This is a genomic window from Leisingera sp. ABM4_060 (assembly GCF_056158765.1).
Map to the genome: position 1 here is coordinate 890,985 of NZ_JBSWTX010000001.1, position 22,796 is coordinate 913,780.

General features: G+C 65.2%; 23 protein-coding genes. 11 read left to right on the forward strand and 12 right to left on the reverse strand.

What is annotated here, in order from left to right; translation table 11 throughout:
* Nucleotide 1 precedes the first annotated feature (1 nt).
* The 9 genes from ACXAEH_RS04440 (at nt 2) to cysE (ending at nt 8,704) form a co-directional block, all read left to right on the forward strand.
* A complete protein-coding gene (locus tag ACXAEH_RS04440; protein WP_475031271.1) occupies nt 2-322 on the forward strand; it encodes a gene transfer agent family protein in 321 nt (106 codons plus the stop codon).
* Entirely contained in the window at nt 319-534 is a 216-nt protein-coding gene (locus tag ACXAEH_RS04445) for a rcc01693 family protein (RefSeq protein ID WP_475031272.1), read from the forward strand. The genes ACXAEH_RS04440 and ACXAEH_RS04445 overlap by 4 nt, the downstream gene beginning before the upstream one ends.
* Nucleotides 527-1,186, forward strand: a complete 660-nt coding sequence (locus ACXAEH_RS04450; protein WP_475031273.1) for a phage tail tape measure protein — start codon at nt 527-529, stop codon at nt 1,184-1,186. Before ACXAEH_RS04445 ends, ACXAEH_RS04450 begins: the two co-directional genes overlap by 8 nt.
* Nucleotides 1,187-1,204: 18 nt before the next feature.
* Nucleotides 1,205-1,837 carry a phage distal tail protein, Rcc01695 family gene (locus tag ACXAEH_RS04455; protein WP_475031274.1) on the forward strand — a complete coding sequence of 211 codons (633 nt, stop codon included), beginning with the start codon at nt 1,205-1,207 and terminating at the stop codon, nt 1,835-1,837.
* Nucleotides 1,834-2,721 carry a DUF2163 domain-containing protein gene (locus tag ACXAEH_RS04460; protein WP_475031275.1) on the forward strand — a complete coding sequence of 296 codons (888 nt, stop codon included), beginning with the start codon at nt 1,834-1,836 and terminating at the stop codon, nt 2,719-2,721. The genes ACXAEH_RS04455 and ACXAEH_RS04460 overlap by 4 nt, the downstream gene beginning before the upstream one ends.
* Nucleotides 2,718-3,251 carry a C40 family peptidase gene (locus ACXAEH_RS04465; RefSeq protein WP_475031276.1) on the forward strand — a complete coding sequence of 178 codons (534 nt, stop codon included), beginning with the start codon at nt 2,718-2,720 and terminating at the stop codon, nt 3,249-3,251. Before ACXAEH_RS04460 ends, ACXAEH_RS04465 begins: the two co-directional genes overlap by 4 nt.
* A 29-nt stretch (nt 3,252-3,280) precedes the next feature.
* The gene (locus ACXAEH_RS04470; RefSeq protein WP_475031277.1) at nt 3,281-7,198 is read left to right on the forward strand and encodes a baseplate multidomain protein megatron; all 3,918 of its coding nucleotides are present in this window, start codon (nt 3,281-3,283) and stop codon (nt 7,196-7,198) included.
* Nucleotides 7,195-7,494, forward strand: a complete 300-nt coding sequence (locus ACXAEH_RS04475) for a DUF7742 family protein (RefSeq protein ID WP_475031278.1) — start codon at nt 7,195-7,197, stop codon at nt 7,492-7,494. The genes ACXAEH_RS04470 and ACXAEH_RS04475 overlap by 4 nt, the downstream gene beginning before the upstream one ends.
* A gap of 388 nt (nt 7,495-7,882) precedes the next feature.
* Nucleotides 7,883-8,704, forward strand: a complete 822-nt coding sequence (gene cysE / locus ACXAEH_RS04480) for a serine O-acetyltransferase (RefSeq protein ID WP_475031279.1) — start codon at nt 7,883-7,885, stop codon at nt 8,702-8,704.
* 509 nt (nt 8,705-9,213) lie between these two features.
* Here cysE and ACXAEH_RS04485 read toward each other — a convergent pair.
* The 7 genes from ACXAEH_RS04485 to ACXAEH_RS04515 form a co-directional block, all read right to left on the reverse strand.
* Nucleotides 9,214-10,527 carry a pyruvate dehydrogenase complex dihydrolipoamide acetyltransferase gene (locus ACXAEH_RS04485; RefSeq protein WP_475031280.1) on the reverse strand — a complete coding sequence of 438 codons (1,314 nt, stop codon included), beginning with the start codon at nt 10,525-10,527 and terminating at the stop codon, nt 9,214-9,216.
* Nucleotides 10,528-10,686: a hypothetical protein gene (locus ACXAEH_RS04490; RefSeq protein WP_475031281.1), complete on the reverse strand. Its 159-nt coding sequence runs from the start codon at nt 10,684-10,686 to the stop codon at nt 10,528-10,530. It lies immediately after the preceding gene.
* Nucleotides 10,687-10,690: 4 nt separating this feature from the next.
* Nucleotides 10,691-12,064 carry a pyruvate dehydrogenase complex E1 component subunit beta gene (locus tag ACXAEH_RS04495; protein WP_475031282.1) on the reverse strand — a complete coding sequence of 458 codons (1,374 nt, stop codon included), beginning with the start codon at nt 12,062-12,064 and terminating at the stop codon, nt 10,691-10,693.
* A gap of 16 nt (nt 12,065-12,080) precedes the next feature.
* On the reverse strand, nt 12,081-13,070 hold the full coding sequence (gene pdhA / locus ACXAEH_RS04500; RefSeq protein WP_475031283.1) for a pyruvate dehydrogenase (acetyl-transferring) E1 component subunit alpha: 990 nt from the start codon (nt 13,068-13,070) through the stop codon (nt 12,081-12,083).
* A gap of 225 nt (nt 13,071-13,295) precedes the next feature.
* Nucleotides 13,296-13,595, reverse strand: a complete 300-nt coding sequence (locus ACXAEH_RS04505; RefSeq protein ID WP_475031284.1) for an FtsB family cell division protein — start codon at nt 13,593-13,595, stop codon at nt 13,296-13,298.
* A 154-nt stretch (nt 13,596-13,749) separates the two neighbouring features.
* Nucleotides 13,750-14,892, reverse strand: coding sequence for a M24 family metallopeptidase (locus ACXAEH_RS04510; protein WP_475031285.1), 1,143 nt, complete (start codon nt 14,890-14,892; stop codon nt 13,750-13,752).
* 141 nt (nt 14,893-15,033) lie between these two features.
* The gene (locus ACXAEH_RS04515) at nt 15,034-16,224 is read right to left on the reverse strand and encodes a phosphoglycerate kinase (protein WP_475031286.1); all 1,191 of its coding nucleotides are present in this window, start codon (nt 16,222-16,224) and stop codon (nt 15,034-15,036) included.
* 140 nt (nt 16,225-16,364) lie between these two features.
* Between ACXAEH_RS04515 and ACXAEH_RS04520 the strand changes: the two genes are divergently transcribed.
* On the forward strand, nt 16,365-16,871 hold the full coding sequence (locus ACXAEH_RS04520; protein WP_475031287.1) for a peptidylprolyl isomerase: 507 nt from the start codon (nt 16,365-16,367) through the stop codon (nt 16,869-16,871).
* Complete coding sequence (locus tag ACXAEH_RS04525) at nt 16,864-17,439, forward strand: peptidylprolyl isomerase (protein WP_475031288.1); 576 nt, start codon at nt 16,864-16,866, stop codon at nt 17,437-17,439. The genes ACXAEH_RS04520 and ACXAEH_RS04525 overlap by 8 nt, the downstream gene beginning before the upstream one ends.
* A gap of 137 nt (nt 17,440-17,576) precedes the next feature.
* Here the strand turns inward: ACXAEH_RS04525 and ACXAEH_RS04530 are convergent, their stop codons facing one another.
* From ACXAEH_RS04530 to ACXAEH_RS04550, 5 genes are all read right to left on the reverse strand, one after another.
* Complete coding sequence (locus ACXAEH_RS04530) at nt 17,577-18,869, reverse strand: calcium-binding protein (RefSeq protein ID WP_475031289.1); 1,293 nt, start codon at nt 18,867-18,869, stop codon at nt 17,577-17,579.
* A 242-nt stretch (nt 18,870-19,111) separates the two neighbouring features.
* Entirely contained in the window at nt 19,112-19,651 is a 540-nt protein-coding gene (locus ACXAEH_RS04535; RefSeq protein WP_039166346.1) for a bactofilin family protein, read from the reverse strand.
* On the reverse strand, nt 19,641-20,972 hold the full coding sequence (locus ACXAEH_RS04540; protein WP_475031290.1) for a DUF5930 domain-containing protein: 1,332 nt from the start codon (nt 20,970-20,972) through the stop codon (nt 19,641-19,643). Before ACXAEH_RS04540 ends, ACXAEH_RS04535 begins: the two co-directional genes overlap by 11 nt.
* Before the next feature lie 228 nt (nt 20,973-21,200).
* A complete protein-coding gene (locus tag ACXAEH_RS04545; protein WP_475031291.1) occupies nt 21,201-21,710 on the reverse strand; it encodes a ribosome modulation factor in 510 nt (169 codons plus the stop codon).
* Between the two features lie 111 nt (nt 21,711-21,821).
* The gene (locus ACXAEH_RS04550; RefSeq protein ID WP_475031292.1) at nt 21,822-22,664 is read right to left on the reverse strand and encodes a ferritin-like domain-containing protein; all 843 of its coding nucleotides are present in this window, start codon (nt 22,662-22,664) and stop codon (nt 21,822-21,824) included.
* Nucleotides 22,665-22,796 lie beyond the last annotated feature (132 nt).

Sequence of the window (22,796 nt, forward strand, 5' to 3'; positions counted from 1 at the left end):
GATGGTGAACCCCCACGCAGGCGAGGCGGAATTGCTCGTGAATGGAACACCTTATGTTCTGAAGCTGACGCTGGGCGCGCTGGCGGGGCTGGAGGCCGCGCTGGAGGAAGGCACCCTGGTGGAGCTGGTGCAGCGGTTTGAGCAGGGACGGTTCTCGGCCCGCGATGTGCTGGCGCTGCTGGCGGCCGGTCTGCAGGGCGGCGGCCATGACCTCAGCCGCGAAGAGCTGGCCGCGGCCAGCATCGGCGGCGGCCCGCTGCAGGCGGCCAAAGTGGCGGCGGAACTGCTGGTGCGCAGCTTTTCCGTGCCCGAGAGCCCATGAGCAAGCTGGATTGGCCTGCGCTGATGCGCGCCGGGATGGCCGGGCTGAAACTGCTGCCGCGCGATTTCTGGCAGCTGACCCCGGCTGAGCTGCGGCTGATGCTGGGCGAGGCGGCGGCGCCGCAGCCGCTGGGCCGCGACCGCCTCACCGCGCTGATGCAGGACTTCCCGGACCTTCCGCCACCGCAGGAAAAGGAGACAACAGATGGCTGACACATCTTCGATGGCAGAACTGGAACTGCAGGGTGAAGCTTTGGGAGAAGCGCTGGACGGAGCGTCCGGAATGGCCTCTGCCTTTGCAGAAGTGCTGGGGCGGGTGAAGGAAGGGTTTTCCGAAACCGGCCGCGACGCGCAGATCCTGGACCGCAGTCTTTCCAAAGGCTTGCGGCGGTCTTTTGACGAGCTGGTGTTCGACGGCGGCAATCTGTCGGAGGCGATGGACACGCTGGCGCGCTCGATGATCCGCACCACCTACAATGCGGCGATGAAGCCGGTCACCAGCCATGTCGGCGGCATGATGACGGACGGTCTGACAGCGCTGATCAGCAACATCCTGCCCTTTGCCGATGGCGCGGCCTTCAGCCAGGGAAAGGTGATGCCTTTTGCCAAGGGCGGGATCGTGACCGGGCCGGTGACCTTCCCGATGCGCGGCGCGACGGGTCTGATGGGCGAAGCCGGGCCCGAGGCGATCCTGCCGCTGACCCGCGGCGCCGATGGGTCGCTGGGGGTGCGCAGCCAGGGCGGCGGCGGCGTCAATGTGGTGATGAATGTCTCCACCCCGGACGTCAAAGGCTTTGAACGCAGCCGCAGCCAGATCGCCGCACAGCTGTCCCGCGCGCTGAGCCGCGGCGGGCGCAACCGCTAAAGACCGGAGGGTAAGCACATGAATTTTCACGAAATCCGATTTCCCGCTTCGCTCAGCTTCGGCTCTGTCGGCGGCCCGGAGCGGCGCACCGATGTGGTGACGCTGGCCAATGGGTTCGAGGAGCGCAACACCCCCTGGGCGCACTCCCGCCGCCGCTATGATGCCGGGCTGGGTCTTCGCTCGCTGGAGGATATCGAGGTGCTGATTGCTTTCTTCGAGGCCCGCCAGGGGCAGCTCTATGGCTTCCGCTGGAAGGACTGGAGCGACTACAAATCCGCCCGGCCCAGCGCCGAGGCCGATTTCCGCGACCAGGTGATTGCGGGCGGCGACGGCAGCACGGCAGCGTTCCAGCTGGCCAAGACCTACCGCTCCGGCGCCTTTACCTATCAGCGCCCGATCACCAAGCCGGTGGCCGGCACCGTCCGGGTCGGCATCGACCAGGATGAGCTGCGGGAGGGCATCGATTACGAGTTGGACACCGCCACCGGTCTGATCACCCTGGCCCATCCGCCGGAACAGGGGCGCAGCATCGTGGCCGGGTTCGAGTTTGACGTGCCGGTGCGCTTTGACACCGGCAGCATCCAGACCAGCGTTGCCTCGTTCCAGGCGGGCGAGGCGCCGGCGGTTCCGGTGGTGGAGGTGCGGGTATGAGCGGGCTGTCTGACGCCTTCCGCACCCATTTGCAAAGCGGGATCACCACCCTGTGCCGGGCCTGGGCGGTGGAGCGGCGCGATGGCAGGGTGCTGGGCTTTACCGATCATGACTGTGTGCTGGAATTCGGCGGGATGACGTTTCAGCCCGGCAGCGGGCTGACCGCGCGGGCAGTGCAGCAGGCCACCGGCCTGTCGGTTGACAACACCGAAGCCTTGGGCGTGCTGAGCGATGCTGCGGTGCGCGGCGAGGACATCGAGGCGGGCCGCTTTGATGGCGCCGGGGTGCGCTGCTGGCTGGTCAATTGGCAGGATGTGTCGATGCGCTGGCTGCAGTTCCGCGGCTCCATCGGCGAGATCCGCCGGGCCGGCGGCGCCTTTGAGGCAGAGCTGCGCGGGCTGACCGATGCGCTGAACCAGCCGCAGGGGCGGATTTATCAGAAACCCTGCACGGCCGTTCTGGGCGATGCAGCCTGCCGGTTCGATCTGGACACGCCCGGCTATGCCACCGAGCTTGAGGCCGGTGAGGTGGAGCGCAATGAGACGTTCCACTGGGAGGGGCTGCCGGGGTTTGAGCCGGGCTGGTTCAGCGGTGGGCGGCTGTCGGTTCTGAGCGGCGCGGCCGAAGGCCTGTGGGCCGCCATCAAGGCCGATCAGAGCCGGGCGGATGGCCGCAGCATCACCCTGTGGGAGCCGGTCCGGGCGCTGGTGGCGCCGGGCGACCGGGTCCGGCTGGAGGCGGGGTGCGACAAGCGCCAGGAAACCTGCCGGCTGAAGTTCAACAACCTGCTGAATTTCCAGGGCTTCCCGGATATTCCTGGCGAGGATTGGGTGATGGCGGTGCCGCGCCAGTCGGGCAGCAATACCGGGGGCAGCCGCAGGTGAGCGTCCGGGTTGTCACTGCCGCGCGTGCCTGGATCGGCACGCCCTATGTGCATCAGGCCTCCTGCAAGGGGGCGGGCTGCGATTGCCTTGGCCTGATCCGGGGGCTGTGGCGCGCGCTCTACGGGCGGGAGCCGGAAGTGCCGCCTGCCTACACCATGGACTGGTCCGAGCCGCAGGGCGCCGAGGCGCTGTGGCAGGCGGCGCGGCGGCATCTGGCGGAGAAGCCGCTGCAACAGGCCGCCCCGGGCGACGTGATCCTGTTCCGGATGCGGCAAGGCTCGGTGGCCAAGCATCTGGGGGTGCAGTCCCGGGTCGCGCGGGACACCGCCTGCGGCAGCGGGGGCAGCGCCCGCCTGCACGGCGGGGCGGGCGCTGCCTGGCCTGGCGGCCAGGCGGGACAGGGCCGCGCCGGTCCGGCCTTCATCCATGCCTATGCGGGCCATGGGGTGGTGGAAAGCCCGCTGAGCCCGCCCTGGCAGCGCCGCATCGTGGCGCGGTTTCAATTTCCTGCCGCGCTGACTTCATGCTGACTACTTGCTGATTTCAAGGAGCTGATCTGATGGCAACCATTCTTCTCTCGGCCGCGGGTGCGGCGATCGGCGGCACCATTGGCGGCACTGTTGCCGGGCTGTCCTCGGCGGTGATCGGGCGCGCGGTGGGGGCGACCCTGGGCCGGCTGATCGATGAGCGGCTCCTGGGCCAGGGGTCGGCGGCGGTGGAAACCGGCAAGGTCGACCGCTTCCGGCTGACCCAGGCAGGCGACGGTGCGCCCGCGGCCCAGGTCTATGGCCGGATGCGGCTGGGCGGGCAGGTGATCTGGTCCTCCCGTTTTCTGGAAACCGCAGCCACCAGCGGCGGCGGCGGCGGCAAGGGGCGGCCAAGCCAGCCGCAGGTGACCAGCTACAGCTATTCGGTGTCGCTGGCAGTGGCGCTGTGCGAAGGTGAAATTGCTTCAGTCTCGCGGGTTTGGGCCGATGGCGAGGAGGTGGCGCTCAAGGATCTGAACCTGACCGTCTACCGCGGCAGCAAGGACCAGCTGCCCGACCCGGTGATGGAGGCGATCGAAGGCGCAGGGCAGGTGCCTGCCTACCGCGGCACCGCCTATGTGGTGATGGAAAACCTGGAGCTGGCCCGGTTCGGCAACCGAGTGCCGCAGTTCTCTTTTGATGTGCTGCGCCCGGAGCAGCAGGACAGCAGTTCCCACGGCGGGGACCTGGGCCAGCTGGTGCAGGGGGTGGCGCTGATGCCCGGCACCGGCGAATACGCGCTGGCGGCACAAACCGTGCATTACTCCGGCGGGCCGGGATCGTCGAAACCGGCCAATGCGCATACCCCCTCGGGCCTGTCCGATCTGAACACCTCGCTTAACGCGCTGGAGGCAGAGCTGCCGTCCTGCGGGGCGGCCTCGCTGATTGTCTCCTGGTTCGGCGGCGACCTGCGCTGCGGCGAATGCAGCCTGATGCCGAAGGTGGAGCACAAGGACGCCGAGGGCAGTATGGCCTGGAGCGTCAGCGGCCTGACCCGGGACGCGGCTGAACTGGTGCTGAGCAACGAAGACGGTCCGCTGTATGGCGGCACGCCGGCGGATGGCTCGGTGGTGGAGGCGATCCGCGAGATGCAGGCGCGCGGCCTCAGGGTGATGTTCTACCCGTTCATCCTGATGGACCAGGCAGAGGGCAACGCGCTGCCCGATCCCTGGACCGGCGCCCCCAGCCAGCCGCATCTGCCCTGGCGCGGGCGCATTACCCTGTCGCAGGCGCCCGGGCAGCCCGGTACGCCGGACGGGACTGCGGCGGCGGATGCGGAAGTGGCGGCATTCTTTGGCACCGTGACCGCGGCGGATTTCACCGTTGGCGACGGCACCGTCAGCTATAGCGGGCCGCAGGAGTGGAGCCTGAGCCGCTTTATCCTGCACAATGCGGCGCTTTGCGCGGCGGCGGGCGGGGTCGAGGCCTTTTGCATCAGCTCGGAAATGCGGGCGCTGACGCAGATCCGCGGAGCCGCGGGCTTCCCGGCGGTGGCGGCGCTGCGGGCGCTGACGGCTGAGGCGCGCATCCTGCTGGGGGCGCAGACCAAGATCGGCTATGCCGCCGACTGGTCGGAATACTGGGGCTACACATCCCCCGAGGGCGACCGGTATTTCCACCTGGATCCGCTGTGGGCCGACCCGGAGATCGACTTTATCGGCATCGACAATTACATGCCGCTGTCCGACTGGCGCGAGGGCGAGGATCATCTGGATGCCGAAGCCGGCGTGCCTGCGATTTATGATCCGGACTATCTGCGCAGCAATGTCGAGGGCGGCGAGGGCTATGACTGGTATTACCATTCCCCCGAAGCCCGCGAAGCGCAGATCCGCACCGAGATCACCGACGGTGCTTATGAGGAGCCCTGGATCTGGCGCTACAAGGACATCCGCAACTGGTGGCTGCACCAGCACTACGACCGGATCAACGGTGTACGCCAGGCCCTGCCCACGGAGTGGGAGCCGCAGTCCAAGCCGGTCTGGTTCACCGAACTGGGCTGCGCGGCCATCGACAAGGGCACCAATCAGCCCAACAAGTTTCTGGACCCGAAAAGCTCGGAATCGAAACTTCCAAGATTTTCCAATGGCCTGCGGGATGATCTTATCCAGATTCATTACCTGCGCGCGATCCTGGGCTATTGGGAGGACCCGGCCAACAACCCGGTCTCCGAGGAATACGGCGGGCGGATGCTGGATATGTCCAATGCCTATGTCTGGGCCTGGGATGCGCGCCCGTTTCCGGCGTTTCCGAACCGGCTGGAGATCTGGAACGACGGCGAGAATTACCTGCGCGGCCATTGGCTCAACGGGCGGGCCGGGCAGCGCACGCTGGCCTCGGTGGTGGAGGAGATCTGCCGCCGGGCCGGGCTGAGCGATATTGACGTGACGGGGCTTTACGGGGTGGTGCATGGCTATGTGACCCCGGATGTCAGCGATGCCCGTGCGGCACTGCAGCCCTTGATGCTGCGGCACGGGTTCGATGCGATCGAACGCGACGGGGTGCTGCGTTTCCGGATGCGCAAGGGCACCGGGGCAGAGGCCCTGGCGCCGGAGCATCTGGCGGAAAGCGACGAGATGCAGGGCACCACGGAGCTGAGCCGCTCAAGCGGCGCCGAACTGGCCGGGCGGGTGCGGCTGCAGTTCACCGAATGGGGCGGCGATCATGCCACGGGCGCGGTGGAGGCGGTGCTGCCGGATGAGGCCACCCATGCGGTCAGCCAGAACGAGCTGCCGCTGGCGCTGACCCGGGCCGAGGCGCGCCAGGTGGTGGCGCGCTGGCTGGCGGAGACGCGGATCTCGCGCGATACGGTGCGGTTGCAGCTGCCGCCCTCGATGCTGCATCTGGGGGCCGGGGATGTGGTCTCGCTGCCGCTGGAGGGGCGGGATCAGCTGTACCGGATCGACCGTGTTGAGCAGGCCGAGGCACAGCTGGTGGAGGCGGTGCGGATTGAACCCGGGGTCTATGACCTTGCAGTGGTGGCGGAGGAGCTGCCGGGCGTCAACGCCTTTGCGGCGCCGGGGCCGGTGCTGCCCTTGTTCATGGACCTGCCGCTGCTGCGCGGCGATGAGGTGCCGCATGCGCCGCATCTGGCGGTGACCGCCGAGGCCTGGCCCGGCAGCGTCGCGGTTTACGGCGCGGAAGAGGATGAAAACTATGTGCTGGAGCAGGTGATTGCCGCGCGGCAGGTGGTGGGGGTGACGCAAACGCCCTTGGCGGCGGCCGGGGCCGGACGCTGGGATCTGGGGGCGGATTTGCAGGTGAAGCTGATCTCCGGCACGCTGGAGAGCCGCGGCGAACAGGCGGTCCTGAACGGCGCCAATGCGATGGCCATCGGCGATGGCACGGCCGGCAATTGGGAGCTGTTCCAGTTCCGCGAGGCGGAGCTGATCGCACCGCGGACCTATCTGCTGCGCGGGCGCCTGCGCGGCCAGCAGGGCAGCGACGGGCTGATGCCGGAGGTCTGGCCGGCGGGCTCGTTCGTGGTGCTGCTGGATGGCACGCCGCTGCAGATGGAGCTGGCGCCGGGCCAGAGGAAGCGGCTGCGCCATTACCGGATCGGCCCGGCGCGGCGGGCGCTGGATGATCCTTCTTATGTGCATCTGCAGGAGAGTTTCGACGGCAACGGGCTGCGCCCCTATGCGCCGGTGCATCTGCGCGCGGCGGGCGTGCTGGGAGAAGACCTGACCGCAAGCTGGATCCGCCGCACAAGGGTCGATGGCGACAGCTGGGAGCTGCCCGAGGTGCCGCTGGGCGAGGAGACGGAGGCCTACCGGATCAGGGTGCTTCAGGGCAGCACCGTGCTGCGGCAGGAGACCTCTGCGATGCCGCAGTGGGCGTATCCGGCGGCAAGCCAGGCGGCAGACGGGGTGATGCCCGGCGCTGTCCTGGAAGTCAGCCAGCTATCGGCGCGCTATGGCGCCGGGCTGGCGGCGCGGCTGGAGCTGGCATGAGGCGGCCGCTGCTGCCGGGCGATATATCGGCGGCGGCGCGGGCGCTGCTGGCGGTGCCGGCAGAAGACCGCAGGACCTTGTGCTGCCGGATCTTCAGGGGGGCGGCGGAGGCCTTGGCGCATGGTGCGCTGCATCCGCGCTGGGGCGACGGGTCGCTGTCAGCGGCGGCCCGGGCCTGGCGGCTGGCGGATGAGCCGTTCCTGGATGACCCGGAGTATCTGGCCTGCACCCGGCTGGTGCTGCGCCAAGCCGCGGCGGTTCTGGCCAGAGGCGGCGGCGGTGCTCCCGCCCGCTGACCCAGGCAGGAAACCTGCCCGGCCAGCCGTTGGGCGCAGCGCCGCGCGCCAAGGCGCCCGGCGCGGGGCCGCTTGGCTTTGACCGCAGCTGTCCCTCGCGGCAAAGGCTTAACCGGACGCGCCGGAGATGCATTTGCGCGCGGCCAAGCCCGGTTACAGGCGCCGTGGTACGATATCCTCCCTGCTTTCCGAGCTATTACCGGAGTTGCCGCTCCCCGTCCGCGCCCGGGCTGTCCTCGCGGGCAAGGCTGTGCGGCCCGGCCGGGATTTGCGCCTTCCATTTCTGCTGTTCGGACTCATTCATGCCGCAAATATACGCCATCACGGGTTTGCGTTTGCCGAAAAGAAGCTTAGATGGCAGTCTTGAGCGGAGAAAGGATGCTGAGCCATGATCAAAACGCGCCAAGCCGTGACCCCGGTCGATCCTGTTTGGGACCGGATTACCCGTGAAGCTGAAGAGGCGGTTGCCTCGCAGCCGCTGATGGGCGGGCTGATCCATGCCTGTATCCTGCATCACAAATCGCTGCAGAAGGCGCTGTCCTACCGGATTTCCGCCAAGCTGTCCTCGAACGAGATGTCGATGACCATCCTGCGCGAAATCGTCGATGACGCCTATGCCGATTGCAATGAGCTGGTCGAGGCGGCCCGCGCCGACCTGATGGCGATCAACGAACGCGACCCGGCCAGCCACCGGCTGCTGCAGCCGATCCTGTATTTCAAGGGGTTCCAGGCGGTGCAGGCCTACCGGGTCAGCCATTACCTGTGGGACATTGGTCAGAAGGACCTGGCCTATTTCTTCCAGATGCGCACCTCCGAGATTTTCGGGATCGACATTCACCCCGGCGCCCGCATCGGCAAGGGGATCATGATCGACCATGCCCATTCCATCGTCATTGGCGAAACCGCGGTGGTGGGAGACAATGTCTCGATGCTGCATTCGGTGACCCTGGGCGGCACCGGCAAGGAAGAAGAGGACCGCCACCCCAAGATCGGCGATGGCGTGCTGATCGGGGCCGGCGCCAAGGTGCTGGGCAATATCAAGGTCGGCCATTGCAGCCGGATTGCCGCCGGCTCTGTGGTGCTGGCTGAAGTGCCGCCCTGCACCACGGTGGCCGGGGTTCCGGCCAGGATCGTGGGCGAGGCGGGCTGCGACCAGCCCTCTGTCAACATGGACCAGGTGGTGCCGGCCGGATCGCCGGCAGCGGAGTGAGCCGCGGGGCGCAGGCCCTGGGATTTTGAGTATTTTTACAAAGAAGAAGGGGCGGCAGCGCTATTTTGCGCTGCCGCTTTGCTTTTGCCGGCGCTGCAGCCTGCGGTCTTCGTTCCTCTGGCGGCGCCGTTCGGCACGTTCCTGGCGTTTGGCTTTGCGGGCGGCGGCGGCTTCCGGGTCCGGCGGTTTCAGGGAGCTGTGTTCGCCCGGGTAGCCGTTTGGCTTGGCCTCCGGCGGCGCCGGGAAAGCGGCGGCAAGCACGGCGGCGGCAAGCACGGCTGGCAGGACATGTCTGCGGGGCATGGGACACCTTGTTTCTGAGGCTGGGCCGGTTGCGGGACCGGGTTTCAGGTTCAAGGTGGAGCCTGGCAGCAAACAGAACAACTGCCGCCCGGGTCACATTGCATCACGTTGCGAACGGCCCGCGGTGCCGGCGCGGTCGAAAACAGAAAAGACCGGGCGGACCCGGTCTTTTGCGGTGGTCTGTCGCGGCTGAGAGCCGGAGCGCATTACGCCAGCATCACCATGGGATTTTCCAGGTTATCGACGATGGCCTTCAACAGGTCCGCACCCAGGGCGCCGTCGATCACGCGGTGGTCAACCGACATGGTGACGCTCATCACGGTGGCAACCTTCAGCTCGCCATCGGCGCCGACAACCGGCTTTTTGACGCCGGAGCCGACCGCCAGGATGCCCGCGTGCGGCGGGTTCACGATGGCGTCGAAATTGTCGATGCCGAACATGCCGAGGTTGGAGATCGCGAAAGAGCCGCCCTGGTATTCATGCGGCGCCAGCTTGCGCTCGCGGGCGCGGGAGGCGAGGTCCTTCATTTCGGACGAGAGCGCCGACAGGGATTTGGTGTCGCTGTCCTGCAGCACCGGGGTGAACAAGCCGCCCTCGATGGCGACGGCAACGGCCACGTCGGAGGCCTTCATCTTGAGGACCCGGTCGCCGGCCCAGACCGCGTTGGCGTCGGGCACAGCTTGCAGCGCCAGCGCCACCGCCTTGATGATGAAGTCGTTGACCGAGAGCTTGACGCCGCGGGTTTCGAGCTGCTTGTTCAGTTCGCGGCGGAACTTCAGCAGCGCATCCAGCTGGATGTCGCGGCGCAGGTAGAAATGCGGGATGGTCTGCTTGGCCTCGCTGAGGCGGGCAGCGATGGTCTTGCGCATGCCGTCGAGCGAGACTTCCTCGTAGGCGCGGCCTTCGTACATGCGGGCCACCATATCGGCCGAGGGGCCGGCAGCGGGTGTTGCGGCGGCAGGGGCCTGAGCTGCTGCGGCAGGCGCGGCAGCAGGCGCCGGAGCTGCAGCAGCCTGCGGCTGGGCATCCAAGACGTCGGCTTTGACGATGCGGCCCTTTGGGCCGGAGCCTTTGATTGCGCTCAGGTCCAGGCCTTTGTCCGCAGCGATGCGGCGCGCCAGCGGCGAGGCGAAGATCCGGCTGCCATCGGGTGCTGCGGGTGCCGCCGGGGCGGGTGCTGCGGTGGCAGGAGAGGGTGCGGGGGCGGGCCCCGGCTCTGCCGTTGCAGCAGGTGCTGCGGCGGGCGCGGATGCGCTGCCGATGTCATCGGCGCTTTCGCCGTCTTCCAGCAGCACCGCGATCGGGGTGTTCACCTTCACGCCTTCGCTGCCTTCGGCGATCAGGATCTTGCCGACCACGCCTTCGTCCACGGCTTCAAATTCCATGGTGGCCTTGTCGGTTTCGATCTCGGCAATCAGGTCGCCGGAGGAGACAGTATCGCCTTCCTTGACCAGCCATTTGGCTAGAGTGCCTTCCTCCATCGTGGGGGACAGCGCGGGCATCAGGATTTCGGTGGGCATTTAGTTTTCTCCCGTTTCGGAGCAGCGGCCAGCCTGTTTCTTAAGATCGCTGATGTATGAGTTCATCATCGCGTTGTGCAGTCCATCTTTGATCTCTGCTGATGCAAAACCAGCAGAGAATACAGATGGGATCAGGAGAAACAGCCAGCGCTTTTTCATCTGGTTACCGGTAGGTCACTTGTTTCACCGCCGCGACCACCTCATCCGTGGTGATCAGCGCGTGGCGTTCCAGGTTGGCGGCATAGGGCATCGGCACGTCCTTGCCGGTGCAGACCACAACCGGCGCGTCCAGATAGTCGAACGCGTCGCGCTGCACTTCGGAGGCGATGTAGCTGCCGACGGAGCCCTGCGGCCAGCCTTCCTCGACGGTGACCAGGCGGTTGGTCTTCTGGACCGAGGCGATGACGGTGGGCAGGTCCATCGGACGCAAGGTGCGCAGGTCGATGACTTCGGCGCTGATGCCTTCCTCGGCCAGCTTGTCCGCGGCTTCCAGCGCGTATTGCATGCCAATGCCAAAGGAGACGATGGTGACGTCCGAACCTTCGCGCCAGATGCGGGCCTTGCCGAAGGGCACGGTGTAATCGTCCAGCTTGGGCACGTCGAAGGCGCGGCCGTAGAGGATTTCGTTCTCCAGGAAGATCACCGGGTTGTCGTCGCGGATGGCGGTCTTCATCAGGCCCTTGGCGTCAGCGGCGGAGTAGGGCATCGCCACCTTGAGGCCGGGGATCTGCATGTACCAGGCGGCGTAGTCCTGGGAGTGCTGGGCACCGACGCGGGCGGCCGCGCCATTGGGGCCGCGGAACACCATCGGGGCCCCCATCTGGCCGCCGGACATATAGAGCGTCTTGGCCGCGGAGTTGATGATGTGGTCAATCGCCTGCATGGCGAAGTTGAAGGTCATGAATTCGACAACCGGGCGCAGGCCGCCAAAGGCAGCACCGGTGGCGATGCCGGCAAAGCCGTGCTCGGTGATGGGCGTATCGATCACCCGCTTGGAGCCGAATTCGTCCAGCAGGCCTTGGCTGACCTTGTAGGCGCCCTGGTATTCGGCGACTTCCTCGCCCATCAGGAACACGTCTTCGTCACGGCGCATCTCTTCGGCCATGGCGTCGCGCAGGGCTTCGCGGACCGTGGTCTGCACCATTTCGGTGCCTTCCGGGTAGTCAGGCTCCAGCGTGACGGAGGCCACCGGTGCGGCTGCGGCTGCTGCAACCGGGGCAGGGGCCGGAGCCTCGGCTGCGGGTGCCGGAGCTTCGGCCGCCGGGGCTGCTGCTGCCGATGCGTCGTAGGTTTCGCCGTCCTCGACCAGCACCGCGATCGGGGTGTTGACCTTAACCCCTTCGGTGCCTTCGCCGATCAGGATCTTGCCGACGATGCCTTCATCGACGGCTTCGAACTCCATCGTGGCCTTGTCGGTTTCGATCTCGGCCATGATGTCGCCGGAGTTCACGGTATCGCCTTCCTTGACCAGCCATTTGGCCAGGGTGCCTTCCTCCATGGTCGGCGACAGGGCGGGCATCAGGATTTCAGTTGCCATGTCTTGGTCTTCCCTCTCAGGCGTAGATGTCGGTCCAGAGCTCGTCCAGGGCGGGCTCGGGGCTCTCCTTGGCGAAGTCTGCGGATTTGTTGACGATCTCTTTGATTTCCTTGTCGATCGCCTTGAGGTCTTCTTCGGTGGCGTGCTTGCCGGTCAGGAGCATGTCGCGGACCTGCTCGATCGGGTCGCGCTCTTCGCGCATTTTCTGGACCTCTTCGCGGGTGCGGTATTTGGCCGGATCCGACATCGAGTGGCCGCGGTAGCGGTAGGTTTTGACTTCCAGGATATAGGGGCCCTTGCCCGCGCGGCAGTGGGCGACGGCGCGTTCGCCGGCTTCCTTGACGCTGAGGACGTTCATGCCGTCGACCGCTTCGCCCGGAATGCCGAATGCGGCGCCGCGGGTATAAATGTCGGGGGTGGAGGTGGAGCGCGCCTGGGCGGTGCCCATGGCGTATTGGTTGTTTTCGATCACGAAGATCACCGGCAGATCCCAGAGCGCGGCCATGTTGAAGGTCTCATAGACCTGGCCCTGGTTGGCAGCGCCGTCGCCGAAATAGGTAAAGGTGACGCGGCCGTTGCCCTTGTATTTGTCGGCAAATGCCAGGCCCGCCCCCAGCGGCACCTGGGCGCCGACGATGCCGTGGCCGCCATAGAAATGCTTCTCTTTCGAGAACATATGCATGGAGCCGCCTTTGCCCTTGGAATAGCCGCCCTCGCGGCCCGTCAGTTCGGCCATGACGCCATCGGGGTCCATGCCGCAGGCCAGCATGTGGCCGTGGTCGCGGTAGGAGGTGATCCGCTTGTCGCCTTCCTCGGCGGCGGCCTCGAGCCCCACGACAACCGCTTCCTGGCCGATGTAGAGGTGGCAGAAGCCCCCGATCAGCCCCATGCCATAGAGCTGGCCCGATTTTTCCTCGAATCGGCGGATCAGCAGCATTTCGCGGTAGTACTTGGTCAGTTCTTCGGCAGAAACGTTTGGTTTCTTTGCGCTTTTTCTAGCGGCCATGGTGGTCGGCTCCCCCTGCAGGCTAGATAGTTTAGTGTTAAACAAACTGATAGCGGGTTTTTCGCCGCCTGGGTAGTGTTATTCTGCCGCGGGGTTTCCAGCGCGTAAAAAACCGCGCAAACCGCGCAAAAATGCCACGCAGGCGGCAGCCGGGCAGGCATGCCGGAGTTTGCAGGGAAACGGTTTCTTGCGGAACCGGACGCGGTTTTGCGGAAAGGGGGGGCTTCAGCGGATGACGATCTCGTCGGCGCGGACAAGGCCGAGCACCGAGCGGGCCTGTTCGTCCAGAAGATCGAGATCGAGGTAGTCGTCGGAGAGGCGGCGGGTGAGGTTTTCCATCTCCGCGGCCTGGGATTGGAGACGGCCGAGATCCAGCCGCAGCTCTTCGGCTTCGGCCTGGATCTCGACCCTCCGGAACAGACCGAAATCGCCCTGCACCGCCGCAAAGGTGAAATACGCGCTGAGCGCAAAGGCGGTCGCAAAAAAGGCGATGGCGCCCAGCGGCGGGCGGTTGCTTCGGGTCACGTTGGGAGTGCCTGTATGTTACTGCTTGTGTTGTATTTTGCACCGTTTGCCGGCGTCTGAACCGACTATGCCACAGCCGAATCGGCTTGGGAATCCCAAATTTGTCCACAGGGGTGATTTTGTGCGCGTGTGACGGCGGGCGCGGAGGCGGTGGTCAGAGGATCATATCCTGCAGCGCCTTCGGGTGGGAGGTGATCTGCTCGTAGCCTGTGCTGGTGATGATAAAGCTGTCGCCAACCTGGGCGCGGAATGTGTCTGTTGAGACGGAGCCGTCGACAGCCAAAACCATGCCGGGCTGCAAGACGGTGGTATCCCCGGTCACAAGCTGCGGGCGCTCAAGGAAGCTGAAGCCGGTGGCGCGGCCGCAGCGGAACGGGTAGCTGAAGCCTGCGTCCTGGATAACCTCGGCATAGGCACGGTGCACGTCCTGAGCCTCCACCCCTGGTCCTAGAGCGTCCAGCGCGGCCTTCTGGCTGGCTACGGCCACTTCGTAGATGCGGGCTTGCTCGGGGTCTGCCTCACCAATCCAGAAGGTGCGGTCAAACCCGAGTTTGAAGCGGTGGAAATTGGTCATGCCGCAGAAGCAGAGGAACACCGGCTCTCCCTGCTGCATGACGCGGGTAGAGGCGCGATGATGGGTCTTGGTGATCTCCCGGCCTGAGGCCATGATCTGCAGGAAATGGGTGCTGGGGGACATGTTGGCATCGCTGTAATGGGCGCGCAGCAGGTCCGCGGCAGTTCGGGTGCCAGCCTGGGAGGTGGCAATGGCGACCTCATATTCCGGCACGCCGGCGGCAATGGCGGCGCGGCCTGCGGACATCATGGCGCCTGCGACCTGACCAGCGTGGCGGGCCAGCTGAAGCTCCTCCGCCGATTTGATCATCCTGAGGTCGGAAAGCGCCGGGGTGATGCTGGCGATTTCACTGCTGCCCGCGAGTTCATCGACACAAGCGCGCACCATTGGCGGCATGTGGTCCGGCTCGATGGCGATGCGGCTAGCACCTGCCAAGGCGTCTGGCAGTTCGGCGCGCCACTCGGCGCCGTCGCCGTCGTTCCAGGCAGCGATGCGGTCCACTTGGGCGACCTCCTCGGCCATCACCACGTCGATCACCGGGGTGATCAGCAGGGAAGGGCCGTCGCAGGGAACCACCAGGATGGTGGGGCGGCCAAACTCCATATGCAGGTAGTCGTAGTAGCCGGTCAGGTAATAGACATTGTCGTCGTCGGTGATCAGGGCCACGCCGATTTCGGCCTCTGCCATCTTCTGCCGCAGGCGGGTCATGCGCTCCTGAAACATCCCTGTGCCTCCTTGTTCCGGATATCTGCGGAAGACGCTAGGGGCAGGCAGTGACTTGCGGCAAAGGCTTTATTGTCCCGTGACAAAGAAAACGCCCCGGCGGGAAGGCCGGGGCGCGGTCATGCTGAGTGCGGGTTAGACTTACTGTTCCAATGCGGCAACGCCGGGAAGCACTTTGCCTTCCATCCATTCCAGGAAGGCGCCGCCGGCGGTGGAGATATAGCTGAAATCGCCCGCAGCACCTGAAGCGTTCAGCGCGGCCACGGTGTCTCCGCCGCCTGCGACCGAAATCAGCTGGCCTGCGCGGGTCAGGGCGGCGGCCTTGAGCGCAGCGGCGTTGGTGGCGGTGTCGAAGGGCTCCAGCTCAAAGGCGCCCAGCGGGCCGTTCCAGATCAGGGTCTTGCTGGTCTCGAACACTTCGTTGATGCGGGCCAGGCTGTCGGGGCCTGCGTCCAGGATCATGCCGTCCTCGGGGCATTGATCGGCGGGCAGGGTGTCATGATCGGCGTGGGCTTCGAACTTCTTGGCGACCACGATGTCGGAGGGCAGGATGATCTCGCAGCCTGCGGCCTCGGCCTTGGCGAGGATCTCGGCGGCGGTGTCCTTCATGATGCGTTCGGCCAGGGAGATGCCGACCGGCAGGCCCTTGGCGACCAGAAAGGTGTTGGCCATGCCGCCGCCGATCACCAGGTGGTCGACTTTCTCGATCAGGTTGCCCAGCAGCTCCAGCTTGGTGGAGACTTTGGCGCCGCCAACCACGGCGGTCACCGGGCGCTGGGGCTGGCCCAGGGCGCTTTCCAGCGCTTCCAGCTCGGCCTGCATCAGGCGGCCGGCGCAGGCGGGCAGCAGGCGGGCGATGGCCTCGGTCGAGGAATGGGCGCGGTGGGCGGCAGAGAAGGCATCGTTGCAGTAGACCTCGCCCAGGCGCGCCATCCCGGCGGCCAGGTCCGGGTCGTTCTTGGTCTCGGCGGCGTGGAAGCGGGTGTTCTCCAAGAGCAGCACTTCACCCGGCTGCAGCGCATCTGCGGCGGCCTCAGCCCCGGCGCCGACGCAATCGGCGGCAAACAGGACCTTGGTTTCAAAGGCGCGTTCCAGCGTCGGCACCAGCTGATTGAGCGACAGGTTCTCGCGGCGCTCGCCGCCCGGGCGGCCGAAGTGGGCCAGCAGGATTGGCTTGCCGCCTGCGGCGATGATGTCGGCCACGGTGGGGGCGATGCGGCGGATGCGGGTGGAGTCGGTGACCACCCCGTCGACGATCGGCACGTTGATGTCCACACGCACGAGCACGCGCTTGCCGTTCAGATCCATGTCGTCGAGTGTTTTCCAGCCCATCCTGAGAGCCCCCTTATGGTGAAAATGCGGTCAAATCCGGGCGCTGTTTCGGGGGTTTTTGCGTATCAGTCAATGCTCCCTTGGCATTTGGTGGCGCTACCCTTAACTATCGTTGCAAATTTCGACGACAGGAGGGCCAGATGGCCGAGATTAAAGATCCCGAAAACACCGTCATCATCGAGCTGAAGGACGGCAATGTTGTTATCGAGCTGCTGCCCGACGTGGCACCGAAGCATGCTGAGCGCATGAAGGAATTGGCGCGTGCCGGCGAGTATGACAACGTCTGTTTCCACCGCGTGATCGACGGCTTCATGGCGCAGACCGGCGACGTGGCCAACGGTGACATGGAAGATGGCTTCAACATCCGCATGGCGGGCACCGGCGGCTCTGACTTGCCGAACCTGCCGGCCGAGTTCTCGAAACTTCCGCATGACCGAGGCACCCTGGGTGCGGCGCGCTCTGCCAACCCGGACAGCGCCAACTCGCAGTTCTTCATCAACTTCAAGGACAACCACTTCCTGAACGGCCAGTACACCGTTTATGGCCGTGTCATCGAAGGCATGGAGCATGTCGACGCGATCACCCGCGGCGAGCCGCCTGCGAGCCCGGACCGGATGATTTCGGTCAAGGTTGCTGCGGATGCGTAAATGCCTGACCGCATTGGCCCTGCTGGCGGCGGGGCCTGCCTTTGGCGTGCTGAGCAGCGCGCCAGCGGGCGCGACCGGCCTGGAAATCCAGGTCGAGGGCGAGGCCAATGGCTCCATCAAGATCGACCTGTTCGAGGATGTGGCGCCTGCGCATGTGGAGCAAATCACCGCGCTGGCAGCTGAAGGCCAGTATGACGGGGTGGTGTTTCACCGGGTGATCGAGGGCTTCATGGCGCAGACCGGCGATGTCGAGTTCGGCAAGCTGGGCGGCGATATGAGCTATGCCGGGCGCGGCGGGTCCAACCGTCCGGACCTGCCGGCCGAGTTCTCCGACCTGCCGTTTGACCGCGGCGTGGTGGGCATGGCCCGCTCGCAAAGCCCGAACAGTGCCAACTCGCAGTTCTTTATCATGTTTGATGCGGGCCATTTCCTGAACGGCCAGTACACGGTTGTCGGCAAGGTGACCGAAGGCATGGATGTGGTGGACGCGATCAAGCGCGGCGCCGGGAACAACGGTGCGGTTGTCGGCCAGCCCGACGCGATGACCAAGGTGACCGTGACCGAATAACTGATTGGGTTACCTGCATGAAAAGGCCCGCTCCTGAATTGGGGCGGGCCTTTTTTCGTGGCTGGCCCAGGGCATTGCCGATGTCTCACAAGGTTGAAACGGCCAAGGGCGCAAGTGTCTGCGGGCTGGTAGGATGGTCAGAACAGGAAGTTGTCCGCATCGCGCAACTCGGCGCGGGTTATGTCTTCCACCAGGATTGTTGCATTGGCAATGGAGATCAGCACGTCAGCTCCCTTGCTGGTAAAGCTGAGGTCATCCAGGCTGGCGCCGCCTGAGCCGATTTGGATCAGGTCTTCGCCGAGGGTGAAATCCTGGATGGTGTCGTTGCCTTGACGCCTGAGGAAGGCAAACACATCATCGCCGCCGCCGCCAATTAGCAGGTCGCGGCCGGCCTCACCCATGAGCGTGTCGTTGCCATCCTGGCCTTTGAGCGTATCGTTGCCGTTGCCGCCGTTCAATATGTCTTGGCCCTTGCCGCCGTACATCTGGTCGCTTCCGCTGCCGCCATTGAGGGTGTCTTTGCCGCTGCCACCATTGAGGGTGTCTTTGCCGCTGCCGCCTGTCAGGCGATCCAGTCCTGAGCCACCAAGAAGTCTGTCGTCGTCGGTTCCGCCGATAAGAGTGTCTGTCCCATTGCTGCCATAGAGGACATCGTTGCCGTTGCCGCCTATAAGTTTGTCACTTCCGGCTCCGCCGACGAGGCGGTCGTTACCGTTTTCGCCAAGCAAAAGATCCTGTCCGGACTTGCCGGAAATCGTGTCATTGCCATCGCCGCCAAGCAGCAGGTCGTTTTTGGTGGCACCGCGGGTGTCGCCATTAAGGGTGTTGGAAGAGGTTGAGCCGGTGCGCAGGCTGACCAGCAAATTGTCGAACTTAACAAGTTCAACTGAGGTGAGGCGGTCTGTACCTTGCGAAGTTTCAATTACCGTGGAGCCAAAGCTTGTGGAAAATTCTGCATCGCCGATCCGGTCCGCGATTACGGCGCGGTCGGTGCCTGTGCCGCCGGAAATCGTGTCGTCACCCCTGCCGGCGTTGATGGTGTCGTTGCCTGCACCCGCACTCCAGAAACCGCCGGCTGTGGAATTGATATTGAACGTGTCGTTGCCTTCAGTTGCTTCCTCGACAAAGCCGCTGGAGAACGGAAACGAACTGTTGAACTTGGTAAAGGAGACATCAATTCCGGTCACTGACATGGCCATGGAACCGTCGATTTTATGAGTGATTCCGCGGACGGTTCCGAAAATGGATGCCCCAAAGGCGGAGAAACTGCCGGTGAGTGTCAGGCTTGAAGGGCGGCCGGAAGAATTATTGCCGAGAATTTCGATCTGCCCGGGATTTACGTCACCAACCGTTTGATTAAGAACGCGGTAGGTTTGAAGATCTTGTACGCTCCAGGAACGGCTGGAGTCATTCACGGTGAAGACGGCCATAAGAAAACCAATAAGTTGTGTGCTGGATTGCTCAAATGCCTCTTTGTTTGGCAAAGCGCAAGGTAATGGATTCCTTAACGTGACGTAAACTCGCTGCGGTGCCTGTCTTTGCCGGCACTAAGCCTGCGCTGTTACGAAACCCTGTGCAGTGGGCAAAGGCTTGATATGCAACAGGCGCCGCAGGGATCAGCCTGCGGCGCCTGGAGCAGGCCGGGCAAGTGCCCGGCGCAAATGGGAGGGGCTCAGCCTTCGGCTTTGTGGGCGGCGGTGGCCGCTTGGACAGCGGCCGACGGGGCCGGGGCTGCGGCCGGTGCAGGCGCCGGGGCTGCCTTGCGGCCGCCCGGGTTCAGCGGGTCGTCCTGACGCTGCACCGAGCCTTCAAAATGGGCGCCGCTTTCGATCGCGATGGTCTTGTGGATGATATCGCCTTCGACCCGCGCGGTGGAGGTCAGGCGCACCTTGAGGCCGCGCACGCGGCCGACGATGCGGCCGTTGATCACCACGTCATCGGCGGTGACTTCGCCTTTGATGGTGGCGGTTTCGCCAACGGTCAGCAGATGCGCGCGGATATCGCCTTCGACAGTGCCTTCGACCTGGATGTCGCCGGTGGTTTTCACGTTGCCGGTGATGTGCAGGTCCGAGCTCAGCAGCGATGCGGCGGGCTTGGCCTTGGGGGCGGAAGCCTTGTAATCGCTGACCGGAGCCGCCGGCGCAGCAGCGGGTGCCGGGGTTGCGTCGGCCTGCTTCGGCCCGGGCTCGTTGATTTTGCTCTTAGAAAACATTTCTCGCAGCCTTGATATAGATCATGGGGTTTACAGGTTGCCCGTTGACCCTGACCTCGTAATGGAGGTGAGTCCCGGTGGACCGTCCGGTGTTACCCATATCAGCAATGTGATCCCCGCGCGAGACCCTTTGGCCCTCTGTCACGCGGATCTTGGAGTTATGGGCGTATCTGGTTTCGATGCCGAAGGCATGGCGGATGGTGACGAGGCGGCCGTAGCCGGACTGCCAGCCCGCATGGGTCACCACGCCGTCGGCGGTGGCAAAGATGTCGGTGCCGGTGCGGCCCGCGAAATCGGAGCCCTTGTGCAGGCGGCGGCCGCCGGATTTGGGGTCGCGCCGGTAGCCGAAGCCCGAGGTCTGGCGGACCTGGCCCAGGTTCACCGGCGTTGCAAAAGGCGCTTGCTGGGCCGCCAGCCGGTAGAGGTTCAGCTGATCCAGCTGCGCCAGGATCTTGTTGGCGCGCAGCTCTTCCGGTGCCGGCTCCTCGCCGCGGGTCGACATTGCCAGGGGTTCAAGCGGGCCGCCCTGGCCGTTGTAGCCGCGCCGCACCTGTTCGAGGATCCGGTCGGTGGGCATGCCGGCGCTGCGGAACATCTTGTCGAGCGGGGTGACCGAGACCGCAACCGCTTCCTCGAGCTGGCGGAAGATCTGGCTGTTGCGTTCATCCATCAGCTGCAGTTCCAGCTGCAGCTCGTCGCGCTGGCTGATGGCATCCCGGGCATCGGCCAGGATCTGGTCGCGCTCGGCGGCGGTGTCCGACAGGACCTCGGCCAGCATATCCGTTTGCGCGGCCGCGCTGGCCATATCCGCATAGGTGCCGGTCTCGTCTTCGGCTTCGTCCTGCAGCCGGGCCAGTGTCTTGCGGGCCTTGTCGCGCTGGGTCATGGTGTCGCGCAGGGTGGTCTGGATCACCTCAATGCCGGTTTCCAGTTCGCGGCGGCGGGTTTCCGAGGCCAGCAATTCGGATTGCATCATCGAGATCTGCGCCAGCGCGGCGTTGAAGCGCTCTTGCGCTGCCAAAGCCTCTTCGGCGCGGGCGTCGCGTTCTTCGGAGAGGGCATTCAGCCGCTCGCGGTAGGTCTGCTGGTCGCGCTTGGCCAGCTCGCGGAAATTGCCGGCGCCGATGCTGTCCATCAGCACAATGGCAGTTGCAACAATGGCCCAGGCAACAAACAGGGTGATGCCGGCCACCGCCACCAATTGGGTCTCCGAGCGCAGCCGGATGAACCGCGTATCGCTGTCTGATTTGAGGAACACCCGCCGCTCAGGAAAGCGGCGTTCCAGGAAAGCATGAATTCTGATCGCGAGCCGAGTGCGCAAGGTCCGTTCCCTGTCCCTTCTTGCGAGGCAGCGCAGTGAGCGCAGTGCCGCCTCCTTGGGCGAAGTGAATAGACAGGGCGCGGCCATAGGGCAAGCCTGTTGACCCTTTGCGCCGGAAACCGGGGGAAGGCAGCGCAGGATAGGCGGAAATCTGCCGAACGCGCGGCGGCTTGTGCAGCCGTTTCCTGGCTGGCGGGCAGGCTGCCGGGCAGGGCGGCGGGCAGGGTGCTAGCCCTGGCGCTCTTCCAGGGCCTCCATCCAGCCGTTTTCCCAGGATTGATGGTCGACGTTGTCGAAGGCGTAGGGGTTTGCGGTGAAGGACAGCCCCCGGCGCCGGGCCAGATAGCCTTCGTCATAGCTGTTCATCCGCGGATCCATGCCGCAGGCGCGGTGGGCGGTGTCGCGCAGATGGGCGGCAAACTCCGGGTATTTCGCCAGATCGGTCTGGTCGAGCCCTTCGGGATGCCGTTTCAGCGCCTGGCGGCCGCGGCGGGTGAGCTGCCAGCTGCCGTTTTGCTCCGGCTCGAGGATGCGGGCGATTTCCAGATCGTTCAGATGGCCGGCCAGAAGGCCGCGCAGGTCCTGCGGCGGCAGGCCGGGATCTTCATTGGCCTGGCGGAACAGATTGGCCAGCGCCTCTTCGCAGCTTTTCAGGGTGATGGGGCCGGAGCCGGCCTTGTGCAGGATCAGCGCCACCAGGCTGGCAGCGCTTAACAGTGGAAAATCGTTATCAAACATGTTGCCGACCGGTTGCTGGGTTCTGCCTTGTCAGGCCTTGGAAGGCTGCAGGTAAAACTAGGCTGACCGGGCGCCCGGTCAAACTGCCGGCGGTGCTGCAAGGGGCGGAGATCACCAGCCCGGCAGCGGCTTCACCTGATCCGCAAGCGGCCAGTAGAAATCCGGCGGCAGGCCTGCGTCGGCGCGCTTTTCCTCGTTGAAGGGCGGTTTCAGCGCGCCCCGGAAGTATTTGCGCACCAGGGCATGAAACTCTTCCTTGGGGTCCAGATTGTCCCGCCCGCAGAGGAAATTGAACCATTTGGAGCCGTAGGCGACATGGGCAACTTCCTCGGCATAGATCAGTTCCAGCGCGTCCACCGCCTGGGGCAGGTTTGCCTTGCGGAACACGCCGATCATACCCGGTGTCACATCGAGGCCGCGGGCCTCCAGCACCATCGGGACCACGGCAAGGCGGCCCATCAGATCGCCGGCGGTGTCTTCGGCGGCGCGCCACATGCCTGCATGGGCCGGCAGGGCGCCGTAATGGCTGCCCAGTGCTTCAAGGCAATCGCACATCAAGTTGAAATGCTTGGATTCCTCATCCGCAGCCTTGACCCAGTCGTCGAAGAATCCGAGCGGCATCGGCACATGGGAAAACCGTGCGATGATGTCCCAGTGGAGATCGACAGCATTGAGCTCGATATGCGCCACTGCGTGCAGCAGCGCGATGCGGCCCGCCTCAGAACCCGGCTTGCGCTTGGGCACGTCGCGGGGGTTCAGGAGTTCGGGTTCCTGGGGCCGCGCCGGATGCATCGGCGGGGAGGCGGTGCCGATGGCGATCTGCGGCGTTTCGCCCTTGCGGCTGGCGAACCACGCGGCAGCATGGCGGCGGGACAGGGCTGTTTTCTCCCGGCCGTCCGCAGTGGTGAGAACCTCGGCGGCGCGTTCGGCAAGCGAAAGGGGCTGATCGGTCATGCGTCTCTCCTGAAGCGGCGGTGCGGCGGTTCCGGGTTCACCTGAATTCAGCGGCAGAGTCCAGTGCGGAAACCGGAGCGCTCCCGCGCCCGCGGGAGATCAGCAGGCTGATCCCCCTGGCGGCCTTGGGCA